Origin of the sequence: Synechococcus sp. RS9907 (assembly GCF_014279615.1) — a bacterium.
Lineage (GTDB): Bacteria > Cyanobacteriota > Cyanobacteriia > PCC-6307 > Cyanobiaceae > Parasynechococcus.
The window spans coordinates 78,618-93,281 of sequence record NZ_CP047944.1; the positions used below are offsets into that span (position 1 = coordinate 78,618).

The window sequence follows — 14,664 nt, forward strand, 5'->3', positions numbered from 1 at the left end:
TGGATTGAGATGCCTCAGCGGCGCAGCACCATCAGCTGCTGGGGGTTCGCATCCTGGAAGCCCAGTTGTCGGTAGAAGCCGGCGCTCTTGGTGGTCATCAGATACACCCGTTCCACGCCCACCACAGGCGGGGTGTGCAGCAGTTCTTCGATCACCCGGCGGCCGAGGCCATGGCCCTGCAGATCGCCGGCCACCACGATGTCCCAGAGCACGGCCCGGCTGAAGCCATCGGAGGTGGCCCGGCCGAAGCCCACCAGCCGCTTGCCGCGCCAGAGGCTGACCACGGCATCGCTGCCGGCAAGTAGGCGCCGCAGCTGAGCAAAGCTGCGGCCGCGGGCCCAGAAGGCGTGGCGATCGAACAGCCGTTGCAGCTTGAGCAGGGCCCGGCTGGGGCGCAGATCCGGCCCGAGGCCCAGCCAACGCAGGCCGGGGGCACCGGGGGCATGGTGAACCAGCCGGATCGGGGTCACGGGTTGGGGAGCCGCAGCGCTTCATCTTGCTCCCCGGCGATAATTGACGGCCGCCGTCTGGCCCCGCACCCATGCCCGCCTACGACCTCACGGCTCCGTATTCGCCGAAGGGCGACCAGCCGACGGCGATCAAGCAGCTGGTGAAGGGCGTGAACAGCGGCGAGCGCTATCAGACCCTGCTGGGGGCGACGGGAACGGGCAAGACGTTCACGATGGCCAACGTCATCGCCCAGACCGGCCGGCCGGCACTGGTGCTGGCCCACAACAAAACCCTGGCGGCACAGCTCTGCAACGAGCTGCGGGAGTTCTTCCCGGAGAACGCCGTTGAGTACTTCATCTCTTATTACGACTACTACCAACCGGAGGCCTACGTTCCGGTCAGCGACACCTACATCGCCAAGACGGCGTCGATCAACGAGGAGATCGACATGTTGCGCCACTCGGCGACCCGGTCGCTTTTCGAACGGCGCGACGTGATCGTGGTGGCTTCAATCAGCTGCATCTACGGCCTGGGCATTCCGAGTGAATACCTCAAGGCGGCGGTGAAGTTCGAGGTGGGCGAGACCCTCAACATCCGCAGCCAGCTGCGGGAGCTGGTGAACAACCAGTACAGCCGCAACGACACCGAAATCGCCCGCGGCCGTTTCCGCATGAAAGGGGATGTGTTGGAGATCGGCCCGGCCTACGAAGACCGGTTGGTGCGGGTTGAGCTGTTCGGCGACGAGGTGGAGGCGATCCGCTACGTCGACCCCACCACCGGCGAGATCCTTCAGAGCATGGATGTGGTGAACATCTACCCGGCCAAGCACTTCGTCACCCCGAAAGACCGGCTGGATTCCGCCATCAGCGCTATCCGCTCGGAGCTGCGGGAGCGGCTGGATGTGCTCAATGGCGAAGGCAAGTTGCTTGAAGCGCAGCGGCTGGAGCAGCGCACCAAGTACGACCTGGAGATGCTGGGCCAGGTGGGCTACTGCAACGGGGTGGAGAACTACGCCCGCCATCTGGCCGGCCGCGAAGAGGGCACGCCGCCGGAGTGCCTGATTGACTATTTCCCGGACGACTGGCTGTTGATCGTGGACGAGAGCCACGTCACCTGTTCGCAGCTCCAGGCGATGTACAACGGCGACCAGGCCCGCAAGAAGGTGCTGATCGAGCACGGCTTCCGCCTGCCCAGCGCAGCGGATAACCGGCCGTTGAAGGGGGCCGAGTTTTGGGAGAAGGCGCGTCAGACGGTGTTCGTCTCCGCCACCCCGGGGGATTGGGAGATGGAGGTAAGCGGCGGTGAGGTGGCCGAACAGGTGATCCGCCCCACCGGGGTGCTCGATCCGGTGGTGGAGGTGCGGCCCACCAGCGGTCAGGTGGACGATCTGCTCGGAGAGATCCGCAATCGGGCGGCGAAGAACCAGCGGGTGCTGGTCACCACCCTCACCAAGCGGATGGCGGAAGACCTCACCGACTACCTGGCGGAGAACGAGGTGCGGGTGCGCTACCTCCACTCGGAGATCCACTCGATCGAGCGCATCGAGATCATCCAGGACCTGCGCTTGGGGGAATACGACGTGCTGGTGGGGGTGAACCTTCTGAGGGAGGGTTTGGACCTGCCGGAGGTGAGCCTGGTGGCGATCCTCGATGCCGACAAAGAAGGCTTCCTGCGGGCTGAGCGCTCCCTGATCCAGACCATTGGCCGGGCTGCACGCCACGTGGAGGGGGTGGCGCTGCTCTATGCCGACAACATGACCGACTCGATGGCCAAGGCCATCTCCGAGACCGAACGACGCCGGGCGATTCAGCAGACATACAACCAGAAGCACGGCGTGGTGCCAACGGCGGCGGGCAAGAAGGCCAGCAACTCGATCCTCAGCTTCCTGGAGTTGAGCCGCAAGTTGAAGCAAGACGGCCCTGACGCGGATTTAGTGGAGGTGGTCGGCAAGGCCGCTAAGGCTCTGGAGAACGATCCCGATGCCGGCTTGGCGCTGGAGGCGCTGCCGGAGTTGATCGATCAGCTCGAAGCCAAGATGAAGGAGGCGGCCAAGAAGCTCGACTTCGAGGAAGCTGCCAACCTGCGGGATCGGGTGAAGCAGCTGCGTCAGAAGATGGCCGGCTCCTGTTGAAATTCACGGTGGGAACCCTTGGCAATTGACCATTGGTCCCTCCGTAAGGCAAAGTCTCTAAGTCGTCAGGGACACGCCCGCGTCGACACCTGCGGATGTAGCTCAGTGGTAGAGCATCTCCTTGCCAAGGAGAGGGTCGAGAGTTCGAATCTCTTCATCCGCTTGATTCAGAACCCAGTCCAGAAGGGCCTTCTGCGAGTGAGCCTCCATTAGGCTGCACCCGATTCGGTTGCTGCTTTCCATGCTCAAGCTCCTGCTGGGTGATCCCAATGCCCGCAAGCTGAAGCGTTACCAGCCGATCGTTTCGGATATTCAGCTGCTTGAAGAGGAGATCGCTCCGCTCTCCGACGATGAGTTACGTGGCAAAACCGCTGCCTTCCAAGAGCGTTTGGCCAATGCCGGCAGTCTGGCGAACCAGCGGCCGATCCTCGACGAGATCCTGCCTGAGGCCTTTGCTGTTGTTCGTGAAGCCGGCAAGCGTGTGCTGGGCATGCGTCATTTCGATGTCCAGCTGATTGGCGGCATGGTGCTGCATGAAGGTCAGATCGCCGAGATGAAAACCGGCGAAGGCAAAACCCTGGTTGCCACCCTTCCGAGCTATCTCAATGCCCTCACTGGAAGGGGCGTTCACGTCGTGACGGTGAATGACTACCTGGCTCGTCGAGATGCCGAATGGATGGGCCAGGTGCATCGTTTTCTTGGCTTGTCTGTCGGTTTGATTCAGCAGGACATGCGTCCTGAGGAGCGCCGGCGTAACTACAACTGCGATATCACCTACGCCACCAACTCAGAGCTGGGCTTCGATTATCTGCGCGACAACATGGCCGCCGATATCTCGGAGGTGGTGCAGCGGGAGTTTCAGTACTGCGTGATCGACGAGGTGGATTCGATCCTGATCGACGAAGCCCGAACTCCACTGATCATTTCTGGTCAGGTGGAACGTCCTCAGGAGAAATACCAACAGGCCGCCGAGGTGGCCAATGCCCTGGCTCGCGCCGCTGAGTTGGGCAAAGACGGCATCGATCCAGAAGGTGATTACGAGGTCGATGAAAAGCAGCGCAGCTGCACACTTACCGATGAAGGCTTTGCCAAAGCCGAGCAGATGTTGGGGGTGGCGGATCTGTTTAACCCTCAGGACCCCTGGGCTCACTACATCACCAACGCCCTCAAGGCCAAGGAGCTGTTCGTCAAGGATGTGAACTACATCGTGCGCGACGGCGAAGCGGTGATTGTGGATGAGTTCACCGGTCGGGTGATGCCGGGTCGCCGTTGGAGTGACGGCCAGCATCAAGCCATCGAGGCTAAGGAGGCCCTGCAGATCCAACCGGAAACACAGACTCTCGCTTCGATCACGTATCAGAACTTTTTCCTGCTCTATCCGCGCTTGGCCGGTATGACCGGCACGGCAAAAACTGAAGAGGTCGAATTCGAGAAGACCTACAAACTCGAAACCACAATCGTCCCCACCAACCGGGTCCGGGCGCGTCAGGACTGGGCCGATCAGGTGTACAAAACCGAGGCTGCCAAATGGCGCGCTGTGGCCAACGAAACAGCTGAGATCCACAAGAACGGACGGCCTGTGCTCGTGGGCACCACCTCGGTGGAGAAAAGCGAACTGCTGAGTTCGCTGCTGGCGGAGCAGGAGATCCCCCACAACTTGCTCAACGCCAAGCCGGAGAACGTGGAGCGCGAATCGGAGATCGTCGCTCAGGCCGGTCGGGCTGGCGCCGTGACCATCGCCACCAACATGGCGGGCCGTGGCACCGACATCATCCTGGGCGGCAACAGCGACTACATGGCCCGCTTGAAGTTGCGGGAGGTGCTGCTGGGCCGTCTTGTGAAACCGGAGGACGATCACAAGCCGCCCGTCCCTTTGCAGCGCAGTGCTCCGGGCGGGTTCGCTGATGCTGCGGCGCCTTCCCTGCCCCGCAGCGGTGAGAGCCTCTATCCCTGCCCCCTCACTGATGACACTGATCAAGCTCTCGGCCAGCTGGCGCGTGATCTGGTCAAGGCCTGGGGAGACCGTGCCCTCACGGTGATTGAGCTGGAGGAGCGCATCGCCACTGCTGCGGAGAAAGCTCCCACTGAGGATCCCCAGATTCAGGCGTTGCGCGAGGCGATCGCCCGGGTGAAGGGTGAATACGACGCCGTGGTGAAGCAGGAGGAAAGCCGCGTTCGCGAGGCCGGTGGCCTGCATGTGATCGGCACGGAACGGCATGAGTCCCGCCGTGTCGATAACCAACTGCGTGGCCGTGCCGGCCGCCAGGGCGACCCCGGTTCTACCCGCTTCTTCCTCTCTTTAGGAGACAACCTGCTGCGGATCTTTGGCGGTGACCGTGTTGCCGGTTTGATGAATGCCTTCCGCGTGGAGGAGGACATGCCGATTGAGTCCGGCATGCTTACCCGCTCGCTGGAGGGGGCCCAGAAGAAGGTGGAGACCTACTACTACGACATCCGCAAGCAGGTGTTCGAGTACGACGAGGTGATGAACAACCAGCGGCGTGCGGTGTATTCCGAACGCCGCCGGGTGCTCGATGGCCGTGCCCTCAAGAAGCAGGTGATCGGCTACGGCGAACGCACCATGGGCGAAATCGTGGAGGCCTATGTGAATCCGGATCTGCCGCCGGAGGAATGGGATCTGGGCCAGCTGGTGGGCAAGGTGAAGGAATTCATCTACCTCCTGGAGGATCTCACCCCTGATCAGGTGCAGGGCCTTGGCATGGAGGAACTCAAGGTCTTCCTTCAGGAGCAACTGCGTAATGCCTACGACCTCAAAGAAGGCCAGATTGAGCAACAGCGCCCGGGGCTGATGCGGGAGGCCGAGCGCTTCTTCATTCTTCAGCAGATTGACACCCTTTGGCGTGAACATCTCCAGGCGATGGACGCCCTGCGCGAATCCGTTGGTCTGCGTGGCTACGGTCAGAAAGACCCTCTCATTGAATACAAGAACGAGGGCTACGACATGTTCCTTGAAATGATGACCAATATGCGTCGCAATGTGATCTATTCAATGTTCATGTTCCAGCCAGCTGCACCACAGCAGTCAGGGTCTACTTGATTGACATTGGTGTGATCTGAATGTCTACTCGTGTGGTGATGACTCTTCTCGTTCGTAACGAGGAGGATGTTATTGCTGAAAATATCCTGTTTCACTATGCCCAGGGTGTTGAGTCTTTTTTGGTGATGGATAATCTGTCCACAGATGCAACGTCTGCGATCTTGCGGCGGTTGGCCCGTTTTGTTCCTATTACTTATATCCAGCAGGCATCTGATACGTATGATCAAGCACAGTGGGTTACGGAAATGGCTCGCTCTGCTTATCAAGATCATGGGGCTGATTGGGTCATCAATAATGATGCTGATGAGTTTTGGTTGTTCCCCGATGGAGATGCGCCATCCTTTTTGGATTCTGTTGCTCCAGGCATAGCTGGGTTGTTTGTTCAGCGTTTTAATGCTGTTCTCCCAGAGACTGGTCGGCGTCGTGATGGTTTGTCTCACCCTTCACAGAGTTGTTTCTTCTGGCGTGAAAGTGTTAATGCGCTTCACCGTCCTTTGCCTCCTAAGTGCATGCATCGTGCCTTTGCTGATGTAACTGTTGATCAAGGCAATCATGAAATTTTTGGTCATCAGGGGTCACTTGAGTTCAGTGATCAGGTATCCATCTTTCACTTTCCGTACAGGCGTTTTTCCTCCTACCAATCAAAAATTCGACTTGGCGGTGCTGCCTACCAACGCAACAAAGGTCTTCCTCGAGCTTGGGGCGATGCTTGGCGACAGCAACGCCGGCTCTTGCATCGTGATGGTCTTTGGGAATTCTGGCGTGGCTTGCAGACAACCCCCGAGGCCCTTGCTCAAGGTTTGAAAGAAGGCAGCATTTTTGAGGATGCTCGGCTTTTCGTTGCTGTGAAGTCTTTGCGGGCCAAGTACCGATGGTTCTGGTTGAAGTGTCGAATCTCTCGCTGGCTGAGTTGAGGTAAGGTTCGTCCTCTTTGCTAATTGGTTTGATTTTTAGGAGGGTGATGATTGCGCTGGAAGGTATTGAGCATGGTTCCTAAAATGGACGCGTTGAAAATATTTATCTGTAAATGTGAGGCTGGTATTGCCTTTGCCTTGTTACAGGTGTTGGGTTTGCAGTCTTTCTAGATCTTTGCCTTGAAAAAGTACTTTTATCGAACTGGTTGCATTCTTAGAGGTGTGATGTGCAAATGGCTCCAGATTGTGATCAACGCTCGCTTGAGGCGTCTCCGAGAAATTCCAGAATTTCTCGATCTTTGAGATTTTGAGCTTCGCCAGAGCACTCTTCCATGAGTTGTCGCCCAGCCGCCACCTCCTGTAGGCAGCGTTTGAGGTTCCTCACCGTGCTCTCGAGGTGATCGATCCTTTCCATCAGGTTGCGGATGACGTTTGCTTCCGCATCCGGCAGAGCTGAGTGCGCTAGCGGATTGATCCTGACTCCGCTCTGGTGGATCACCCGTCCGGGAATGCCAACCACAGTGCAGTTTTCGTCCACGTCACGAACAACCACCGATCCCGCACCAATCCGGGTGTTGGTGCCGATCGTGATGGCTCCCAGGACTTTGGCGCCGGCTCCCACCACCACGTTTTCGGCAAGAGTGGGGTGGCGTTTACCGTGCTCCTTGCCGGTGCCCCCCAGGGTGACCCCCTGGTACAGCAGGCAACGGTTTCCGATTTCTGTGGTTTCGCCGATCACCACCCCCATGCCGTGGTCAATGAACACGCTGTGGCCGATGCGTGCACCGGGGTGAATTTCGATGCCGGTAATGGCGCGACTGATTTGACTGAGGCAGCGCGCAGCCAGTTTCAGAGGCAGACGGCAGGTCCAAAGGCGATGGCTGATCCGATGCAGGCTGATGGCTTGAAAGCCTGGGTAGCAGCACACAATTTCCAGCCAGCCACGGGCAGCTGGATCACGCTCGCGGATGATCGCGAGGTCGGCACGGATGTGATCAAACATCGCAGAAGTGTCAGCTGGCGGCCGCTGGGATCTGCAGGCCGATCTCCTTGCGGAGCAGGTCGATCGTATCGGTGCTGAGGTAGCTCTCGGCGCAATGCACCTGGGGCATGCGCATCAATTGGGATCGGTTCTGGCGCAGGGTCTGTTCCACCAAGGGCAAGCTCGGTCGATCACAGAGCACGTGGCTCGAGGCCCGCAGCAGGGCCAGCAGGCGGCTGCCCACATCCGGGGTGGCCGTCATCAGCAGCAATTCGTTGCCTCGCATCGAGTGGAGAATCACCTCGGCGGCTCTCAGAATGCCGGGGCTGATGCTCACCAGGCCCACACAGCTGCCAGGGCGGAGCTCTTTGAGCATGGCCAGCTCCTGGCGAAAGTCGTTGAGGTCAACGGCCACAGCGCGAACGCCGTGTTTCTTGGCCAGCTCCTCCACCGGTTGGAGGAAATAACGGCTGGTCACTACCGTGCCGTTGTTGGAGTTCTCCAGCACGCTTTCCAGCTCCTCCAGCGGCACCACTTCCACTGGCACATCCAGGCAGGGTTCGAGTTCCTCGGCGATCAGCATCGAGGCGCCGATGTCTTCACGAGGGGTACTAACCAGCAGGCGGGCACCGCAGCGCAGTCGCCAATCGATCTCACGGGTGAGTAACTCGCGGGTTTGCTGCAGGGTGCAGCCGGCATTCAGCAGGCCATCCACGCACTTGCGCACTTCCCGGTCTAGATCGGTGACGCCTCGGTTGCGGATGTGCGGTGGAGTTTTCATTTCGCGCGGCTTCTGCTGGTCGCGCACGTAGATGCCCGAGCCGGCCATAGCCTCCACCACGCCATCGGTTTCAAGCTGGCGATACACCTTGCTGATCGTGTTGCGGTGCAAGCCGGTCTGCATCGCCAACTGGCGCGTGCTTGGCAAGCGATGCCCCGGTGGGTAATGCCGCGCTGCGATGGCGAAACAGATCTGGTTGTAGAGCTGCGTTGATGCCGGTATGTCGCTCTCCTGCTGGATATGGAATCGCACGCCAGTGGGACAGGTCTGAATGCGGCCACCATACGGAGTGAATTGCCTGGTGACAATTGGGTGTGTGTCCTGTGGGCCTGTGACAATTCCCAACTCCCCCTCGTCTCGCTGGATTGAGCTCGTTGGTGGGGCTGTGCAATTGCGTTGCTGGTGGGCGGAGCCCAGGCTAGCGCGAACGATATTGAGTTGAAATCGTTAACAAATCGTGTCTATATCGTGCTGCCTGAGGTTTTTGGTGTGAACGCCTGGGTGCGCAGCGTGGCGGATCGCCTGGCCGCCCAGGGGTATCCGGCCCTGGCGGTGCCGTTGTTCTCCCGCACGGCTCCTGATCTGGAGTTGGCCTACGCCGCCGCTGATCTGGCTGAAGGGCGCCGCCATAAGGACGCCACCACCAGCGATCAGATCCTGGCTGATGTCGCCGCTGCAGTCAGCTGGTTCAGGGCTCGTTACCCGCAGGCCGCCATCCATGTGGTGGGCTTCTGCTTCGGGGGGCATGCCGCTTTTCTGGCGGCCGCGTTGCCCGGGGTTGAGCACGCCTTTGACTTTTACGGTGCCGGTGTGAGCCGAATGCGGCCTGGTGGTGGTGAACCCTCGTTGGCCCTGCTGCCTGAGATCAAGGCGCGGCTCACCTGCGTCTTCGGCACGGCTGATCCGCTGATCCCTCCCGAAGATCGCGAAGCCATAGGGGTCGCCCTGAGCAAGGTCGATCCCGCCGGCCAGCGCTTGCGCTTTGTGGAGTTTGCCGATGCCGACCACGGCTTCATGTGTGAAGCCCGCAGCGCGTTCAATCCCCAGGCCTCAGCCCAGGGATGGCGTCTGCTGCTCGGTGACGACCCTGTGGTTTAGCCCTGGGGGCTGGCCACTTTGGCGGCGGTGGGCCGGGGCGGTGCCGGGATGGTGCGCACGGCCTTGTTGGCGGCCTGTTCCTTTTCCTCTTTCTTCACCAGCGGTGTTTTGCGCGGGGTGAGGAACATGATCATGTTCCGGCCTTCCCGCTTCGGAGCCTGCTGGATCTCGGCCTTTTCCTCGAGGTCCTTGGCCATCCGCCGCAGCAGGGTTTCGGCCAGAGCGGTGTGCTGAATCTCGCGGCCACGGAAGATCACGGTGCACTTCACCTTGTCGCCTGCCTTGAGGAAGCGCTGGGCCTGACCGATGCGCACGTCGTAATCGTGCTGGTCGATCTTGTAGCGCATCTTGACCTCTTTGACTTCGGTCTGGTGCGACTTCTTCTTGGCCTCTTTGGCTTTCTTTTCCTGCTCGAATTTGAACTTGCCGTAGTCCATGATCCGGCAGACCGGCGGGTCAGCCTTCTCGCTCACCAGCACCAGATCCAGTTCCCGGTCGCGGGCCACATCCAGAGCTTCTTCCCGGCTGATCACGCCCAGCTGAGCGCCGTCTGAGTCGACCACCCTCAATTGGGGGTAGTTGATCCGGTCGTTGATGTTGGGCAGCTCCCGAACCGGGGCACGACGGTCAAAACGGGGACGTGGGGGCATTCAGGCGGTGACGGGGACAGGTGCAGACAACTTCAGTTAATACAACGTCTGCATCCTTCACCTTAGATGTTGCTCGATCAACGGCATCGCATCCGTCAGCGTTGCCTGGTCGGGCAGCCAGTGGGGGTTGTGCTGACGCCGGAACCAGGTGCGTTGGCGTTTGGCGAACTGGCGGGTGCGTTGGCAAGTGATCCGAACCGCTTCTGAATTGCTCAGGCTGCCGGCGAGCACCTGCAGCGCTTCGCCGTAGCCGATGGTTTGCAGCAGCGGCAGATCGACGCCGTAGCGCTCGCTTAGGCGCCTGGTCTCCTCCACCAGTCCATCGCGGTAGAGCTGCTCGGTGCGCTGCTGGATCCGTTGGCGCAGGTTGGCGGGATTCAGGCCCAGTTCCAGCACCCGCCAGGGCGGAGGTGTGGCCGTGGCCTGGCGGCTCATCGGTTGTCCGGAGGCATAGAGCACCTCCAGGGCGCGCTGGGTGCGCACCGCATCGGCCGGTGCGATTTTGGCGGCGGCCTCTGGGTCGGCGGCCTGCAACATCGGATGGCAGATGCTCTGGCCGAGAGCCGTGAGCTGTTGGCGCAGCTGCGGCTGGGGGGGCACCGCCGGAGGCTGAAGGCCACTGGTGAGGGCCTTGAGGTACAGGCCGCTGCCGCCCACCAGCAGGGCTACACCTCGCTGCTCCAGCTCACGGTTGATGCAGGGATTGGCCTCCGCCTGGAACTCCTGCAGGGTGATCGGCTGATCCGGCCTGCGCAGGTCCAGGAGATGATGCGGTACCCGCGCCTGTTGCTCCGCCGTCGGCTTGGCGGTGCCCAGATCCATCTCTCTGTAGAGCTGGCGGGAATCCACGTTGATCACCGGCAGATCCAGCCGTTCGGCGATCTCCAGCGCCAGGGCGGTCTTGCCGCTGGCGGTGGGCCCGAGCAAGGTGATCACCAGGGGGTTGGAGCTGTTCAAAAGGGTGAGGGGGTGCAGCCCGGCTGGGAATGGGCTCTGAGAGGCCTCTGCAAGCCTCTATAGACAGCCGGTGGTAAATTGACATTGTCAGGTCGAGGTTTAGAGCCGTTGCGCCCGCCCATGACCCGGTTTCCTGGCTTGAGACTTTCTGAATGAGCGACGCTTCCAAGGTCCAGAACGCCTACGGCGCTGAGCAGATTCAGGTGTTGGAGGGGCTTGAGCCCGTTCGCAAACGCCCGGGCATGTACATCGGCTCCACCGGGCCGCGGGGCTTGCACCACCTGGTGTATGAGGTTGTCGATAACTCGGTGGATGAGGCCCTGGCGGGCCATTGCGACCGCATTGTTGTGGTCCTCGGTGAAGACGGCTCCGCCTCAGTGAGCGATAACGGCCGCGGCATCCCCACCGATGTGCACCCCCGCACCGGCAAGAGCGCCTTGGAAACGGTGCTCACCGTGTTGCACGCCGGTGGCAAGTTTGGCGCTGGTGGTTACAAGGTGTCCGGCGGTCTGCACGGCGTCGGCGTGTCCGTGGTGAATGCCCTGAGTGAATGGGTGCAGGTGACGGTGCGCCGTCAGGGCCAGGTGCATCGCCAGCGCTTTGAGCGCGGTGCGGCGATTGGAGGGCTGGCTTCAGAGTCGCAGCCGGCGGCGGAGTCCGGCGAGACCGGCACCACCGTCTGCTTCAAGCCCGACATTGAAATCTTCACCGGCGGCATCGTCTTTGACTACGCCACCCTTTCGGCTCGGCTGCGGGAACTGGCCTACCTCAACGGCGGCGTGCGGATCGTGTTCCGCGATGAACGGGAGTCGGCCCGGGATGAGGAGGGAAATCCCCATGAGGAGACCTACTTCTACGAAGGCGGCATCAAGGAATACGTCGCCTACATGAACAAGGAGAAGGACGCCCTTCACCCCGAGATCATTTATGTGAATTCGGAGAAGGATGGCGTTCAGGTGGAGGCAGCCCTGCAGTGGTGCTCCGATGCCTACTCCGACAGCATCCTCGGCTTCGCCAACAACATCCGCACCGTGGACGGCGGCACCCACATCGAAGGCCTGAAGACGGTGCTCACCCGCACCCTCAATGCCTTCGCCAAGAAGCTTGGCAAACGCAAGGAATCCGATTCCAACCTGGCGGGGGAAAACATCCGCGAAGGCCTGACGGCGGTGCTCTCGGTGAAGGTGCCGGAACCGGAATTTGAGGGTCAAACCAAGACCAAGCTCGGCAACACCGAGGTGCGCGGCATTGTCGACAACCTGGTGGGTGAAGCCCTCAGCCAGTTCCTCGAGTTCAATCCCTCCGTGATCGGCCTGATCCTGGAGAAGGCGATCCAGGCCTTCAATGCGGCTGAAGCCGCCCGCCGGGCCCGCGAACTGGTGCGGCGCAAAAGCGTTCTGGAGAGCTCAACCCTCCCCGGAAAACTGGCTGACTGCAGCTCCCGCGACCCCGGCGAATCCGAGATCTACATCGTTGAGGGCGACTCCGCTGGTGGCTCCGCCAAGCAGGGCCGCGACCGCCGTTTCCAGGCGATCCTGCCGCTGCGGGGCAAGATCCTCAACATCGAGAAGACCGACGACGCCAAGATCTACAAGAACACGGAGATCCAGGCGCTGATCACCGCCCTGGGCCTGGGCATCAAGGGTGAGGACTTCGACGTGAAGAACCTCCGTTACCACCGGGTCGTGATCATGACCGACGCCGACGTGGATGGCGCCCACATCCGCACCCTGCTGCTCACCTTCTTCTACCGCTACCAGAAGGAGCTGGTGGAGGGCGGCTACATCTACATCGCCTGCCCGCCGCTCTACAAAGTTGAGCGCGGCAAGAACCACACCTATTGCTACAACGAGGGCGATCTGCAGAAGACCCTGGAGGGCTTCGGCGAGAAGGCCAATTACACGATCCAGCGCTTCAAGGGTCTTGGCGAAATGATGCCCAAGCAGCTCTGGGAAACCACCATGGATCCCACCACCCGCACGATGAAGCGGGTGGAGATCGAGGATGCCCTCGAGGCCGATCGCATCTTCACGATCCTGATGGGCGACAAGGTGGCGCCCCGCCGTGAATTCATCGAAACCCACAGCGCCGAGCTGGACATGGCAGCCCTCGACATTTGATGGGGCCTGTTCTGCGTTGGAGCTGGCTGTTGGGGGTGGCCTTGATGGCTCCCGCGGCCTTGCCTGCCGGTGGTGCTGATCGGCGTCAACCGCAGCCCCGTCGCCGCGCTGCCTCCGGGCCCTTGCATACGGCCACTGACCAACCTCTTCGGCTGAGCCCGCTCGCAGTGGCTCCCCGGCTGACCACCCTCAAGGCAGGATCTTCCCTGCGGCTGTTGCGGCGCTGGTCCGCCGCCGATGGCCAAGACTGGTTGCACGTGCAAACCCTTTCGGGAGATCAACGCCGTGGCTGGCTCCGCGCCTGAAGTGGTTCTGGTGGGTCTGGGGGCGATCCCCGGGGCCTGGCTGCGCTTGAAGGTGGTGAACCACTTTCAGCCCATGGTGCCCAAGAAGCATTGGGGCACCTTTCTGGTGAATGTGGTGGCTTGTTTCGCCCTGGGCCTGGTGTTGGCGCTCAATGAAACCTGTGCCTCCAGCACCGGCATTGCCTTGTTGATGGGGGTGGGTTTTTTCGGCAGCCTCAGCACCTTTTCCACCTTTGCCGTGGAGCTGCTGAACGAGTTGCGGGCCGGCCAGATGCTTACGGCTGTGGTGCTAGCGCTGGCCTCGATCGGTGCAGGCTTGCTGGCCTCTGCTTTGGGTTACGGACTGGGGAACCATGCCTGAGACCAAACCGAGCCTGCAGCTGGAACTCCAGGAGCTGCTGCTTGTTGGCGTGGGCGCTGTGCCCGGAGCGCTTCTGCGCTGGCAGCTGGCCCTGCATCTGGGGGATCAGAACCTGCTGGTGAATGGTCTTGGGGCAGCCCTGTTGGGTTTGCTGGCCGGGCTCCCCGCTGCTCCACGGCGACAGTTGCTTCTGGGGATTGGCTTCTGCGGCTCGCTCACCACCTTCAGCAGTTGGATGCTGGCGGCCATGAAGCACCTGAGTTCCGGTGATTGGGCCGCCGCGTTGGGTTTGATTGTGCTGACCCTTGGGCTGGGAGTTGGTGCCGCAGCCCTTGGGTTCAGCCTGGGGCGACGGCTCAAGCCGCCAGCGCCGCCTCAATCGCCGACTTGAGGTCTTCAGGGGTGACGCCGCTCTTGAAGCGGGCGATCACGGTGCCGTCCTTGCCCACCAGGAACTTCTCGAAGTTCCACTCCACATCGCCGGCGGGATCCATCTGGTTGAGCGTTGTGTAGGGCTCGGTGGTGCTTCCCTTGGCATGCACCTTCTCGAACAGTTCGAAGTCGGCGCCGTAGGTGGTGGAGCAGAAGCTCTTGATCTCGTCCAGGCTGCCGGGCTCCTGGGCGCCGAAGTCGTTGCAGGGGAAACCCAGCACCGCCAGCCCCTTGGCGGCGTAGGCCTCGTTCAAGGCCTGCAGACCGGCGTACTGCTTGGTGAATCCACAGCGGCTGGCCACGTTCACGATCAGCAGCACCTTGCCGGCGTAGTCGCCAAGGGATTTGCTGCTGCCGTCAGGGGTGGTGACGGAGACGGAACTGACGCTGATCGCCATGGAGAAACAGGGATGGAGCGCAGAGGT

Annotated in this window: 14 protein-coding genes and 1 tRNA gene; 9 read left to right on the top strand and 6 right to left on the bottom strand. The window is 61.2% G+C overall.

The window, feature by feature from the left end; translation table 11 throughout:
* Positions 1–14: 14 nt before the first annotated feature.
* The gene (locus SynRS9907_RS00410) at positions 15–470 is read right to left on the bottom strand and encodes a GNAT family N-acetyltransferase (RefSeq protein ID WP_115009672.1); all 456 of its coding nucleotides are present in this window, start codon (positions 468–470) and stop codon (positions 15–17) included.
* A gap of 71 nt (positions 471–541) precedes the next feature.
* Here SynRS9907_RS00410 and uvrB point away from each other — a divergent pair, with 71 nt between their 5' ends.
* The 4 genes from uvrB (at position 542) to SynRS9907_RS00430 (ending at position 6,553) form a co-directional block, all read left to right on the top strand.
* Positions 542–2,581 carry an excinuclease ABC subunit UvrB gene (uvrB, locus tag SynRS9907_RS00415; protein WP_188021455.1) on the top strand — a complete coding sequence of 680 codons (2,040 nt, stop codon included), beginning with the start codon at positions 542–544 and terminating at the stop codon, positions 2,579–2,581.
* A gap of 91 nt (positions 2,582–2,672) precedes the next feature.
* Positions 2,673–2,744: transfer RNA gene (locus tag SynRS9907_RS00420), tRNA-Gly, on the top strand.
* 78 nt (positions 2,745–2,822) lie between these two features.
* A complete protein-coding gene (gene secA, locus SynRS9907_RS00425; RefSeq protein WP_188021456.1) occupies positions 2,823–5,639 on the top strand; it encodes a preprotein translocase subunit SecA in 2,817 nt (938 codons plus the stop codon).
* Positions 5,640–5,677: 38 nt separating this feature from the next.
* Positions 5,678–6,553 (top strand): glycosyltransferase family 2 protein, encoded by an 876-nt coding sequence (locus SynRS9907_RS00430; protein WP_188021457.1) that lies wholly within the window; start codon positions 5,678–5,680, stop codon positions 6,551–6,553.
* A 250-nt stretch (positions 6,554–6,803) separates the two neighbouring features.
* Here SynRS9907_RS00430 and cysE read toward each other — a convergent pair whose 3' ends face one another.
* Both cysE and SynRS9907_RS00440 read right to left on the bottom strand, forming a co-directional pair.
* Complete coding sequence (cysE, locus tag SynRS9907_RS00435; protein WP_188021458.1) at positions 6,804–7,556, bottom strand: serine O-acetyltransferase; 753 nt, start codon at positions 7,554–7,556, stop codon at positions 6,804–6,806.
* A gap of 10 nt (positions 7,557–7,566) precedes the next feature.
* Positions 7,567–8,568: a GntR family transcriptional regulator gene (locus SynRS9907_RS00440; RefSeq protein WP_188021459.1), complete on the bottom strand. Its 1,002-nt coding sequence runs from the start codon at positions 8,566–8,568 to the stop codon at positions 7,567–7,569.
* A gap of 216 nt (positions 8,569–8,784) precedes the next feature.
* Between SynRS9907_RS00440 and SynRS9907_RS00445 the strand changes: the two genes are divergently transcribed.
* Positions 8,785–9,414: a dienelactone hydrolase family protein gene (locus tag SynRS9907_RS00445; protein WP_370586616.1), complete on the top strand. Its 630-nt coding sequence runs from the start codon at positions 8,785–8,787 to the stop codon at positions 9,412–9,414.
* Here SynRS9907_RS00445 and infC read toward each other — a convergent pair.
* Together infC and miaA are read right to left on the bottom strand one after the other, a co-directional pair.
* Positions 9,411–10,064, bottom strand: a complete 654-nt coding sequence (gene infC / locus SynRS9907_RS00450) for a translation initiation factor IF-3 (protein WP_011363124.1) — start codon at positions 10,062–10,064, stop codon at positions 9,411–9,413. The two genes, SynRS9907_RS00445 and infC, sit on opposite strands and share 4 nt — an antisense overlap.
* 57 nt (positions 10,065–10,121) lie before the next feature.
* Positions 10,122–11,021: a tRNA (adenosine(37)-N6)-dimethylallyltransferase MiaA gene (gene miaA / locus SynRS9907_RS00455; RefSeq protein WP_188021460.1), complete on the bottom strand. Its 900-nt coding sequence runs from the start codon at positions 11,019–11,021 to the stop codon at positions 10,122–10,124.
* 152 nt (positions 11,022–11,173) lie between these two features.
* Here miaA and gyrB point away from each other — a divergent pair, with 152 nt between their 5' ends.
* The 4 genes from gyrB to SynRS9907_RS00475 are packed head-to-tail and all read left to right on the top strand — an operon-like array spanning position 11,174 to position 14,198.
* Positions 11,174–13,141, top strand: coding sequence for a DNA topoisomerase (ATP-hydrolyzing) subunit B (gene gyrB / locus SynRS9907_RS00460; protein WP_188021461.1), 1,968 nt, complete (start codon positions 11,174–11,176; stop codon positions 13,139–13,141).
* Positions 13,141–13,446: an SH3 domain-containing protein gene (locus SynRS9907_RS00465; RefSeq protein WP_188021462.1), complete on the top strand. Its 306-nt coding sequence runs from the start codon at positions 13,141–13,143 to the stop codon at positions 13,444–13,446. Before gyrB ends, SynRS9907_RS00465 begins: the two co-directional genes overlap by 1 nt.
* Positions 13,427–13,807: a CrcB family protein gene (locus tag SynRS9907_RS00470; protein ID WP_188021463.1), complete on the top strand. Its 381-nt coding sequence runs from the start codon at positions 13,427–13,429 to the stop codon at positions 13,805–13,807. The genes SynRS9907_RS00465 and SynRS9907_RS00470 overlap by 20 nt, the downstream gene beginning before the upstream one ends.
* Positions 13,800–14,198, top strand: a complete 399-nt coding sequence (locus tag SynRS9907_RS00475; RefSeq protein WP_188021464.1) for a CrcB family protein — start codon at positions 13,800–13,802, stop codon at positions 14,196–14,198. The genes SynRS9907_RS00470 and SynRS9907_RS00475 overlap by 8 nt, the downstream gene beginning before the upstream one ends.
* On the opposite strand, the gene SynRS9907_RS00480 is transcribed toward SynRS9907_RS00475, so the two are convergent.
* Positions 14,164–14,637 (bottom strand): glutathione peroxidase, encoded by a 474-nt coding sequence (locus SynRS9907_RS00480; protein ID WP_115024852.1) that lies wholly within the window; start codon positions 14,635–14,637, stop codon positions 14,164–14,166. The genes SynRS9907_RS00475 and SynRS9907_RS00480 overlap by 35 nt on opposite strands.
* Positions 14,638–14,664 lie beyond the last annotated feature (27 nt).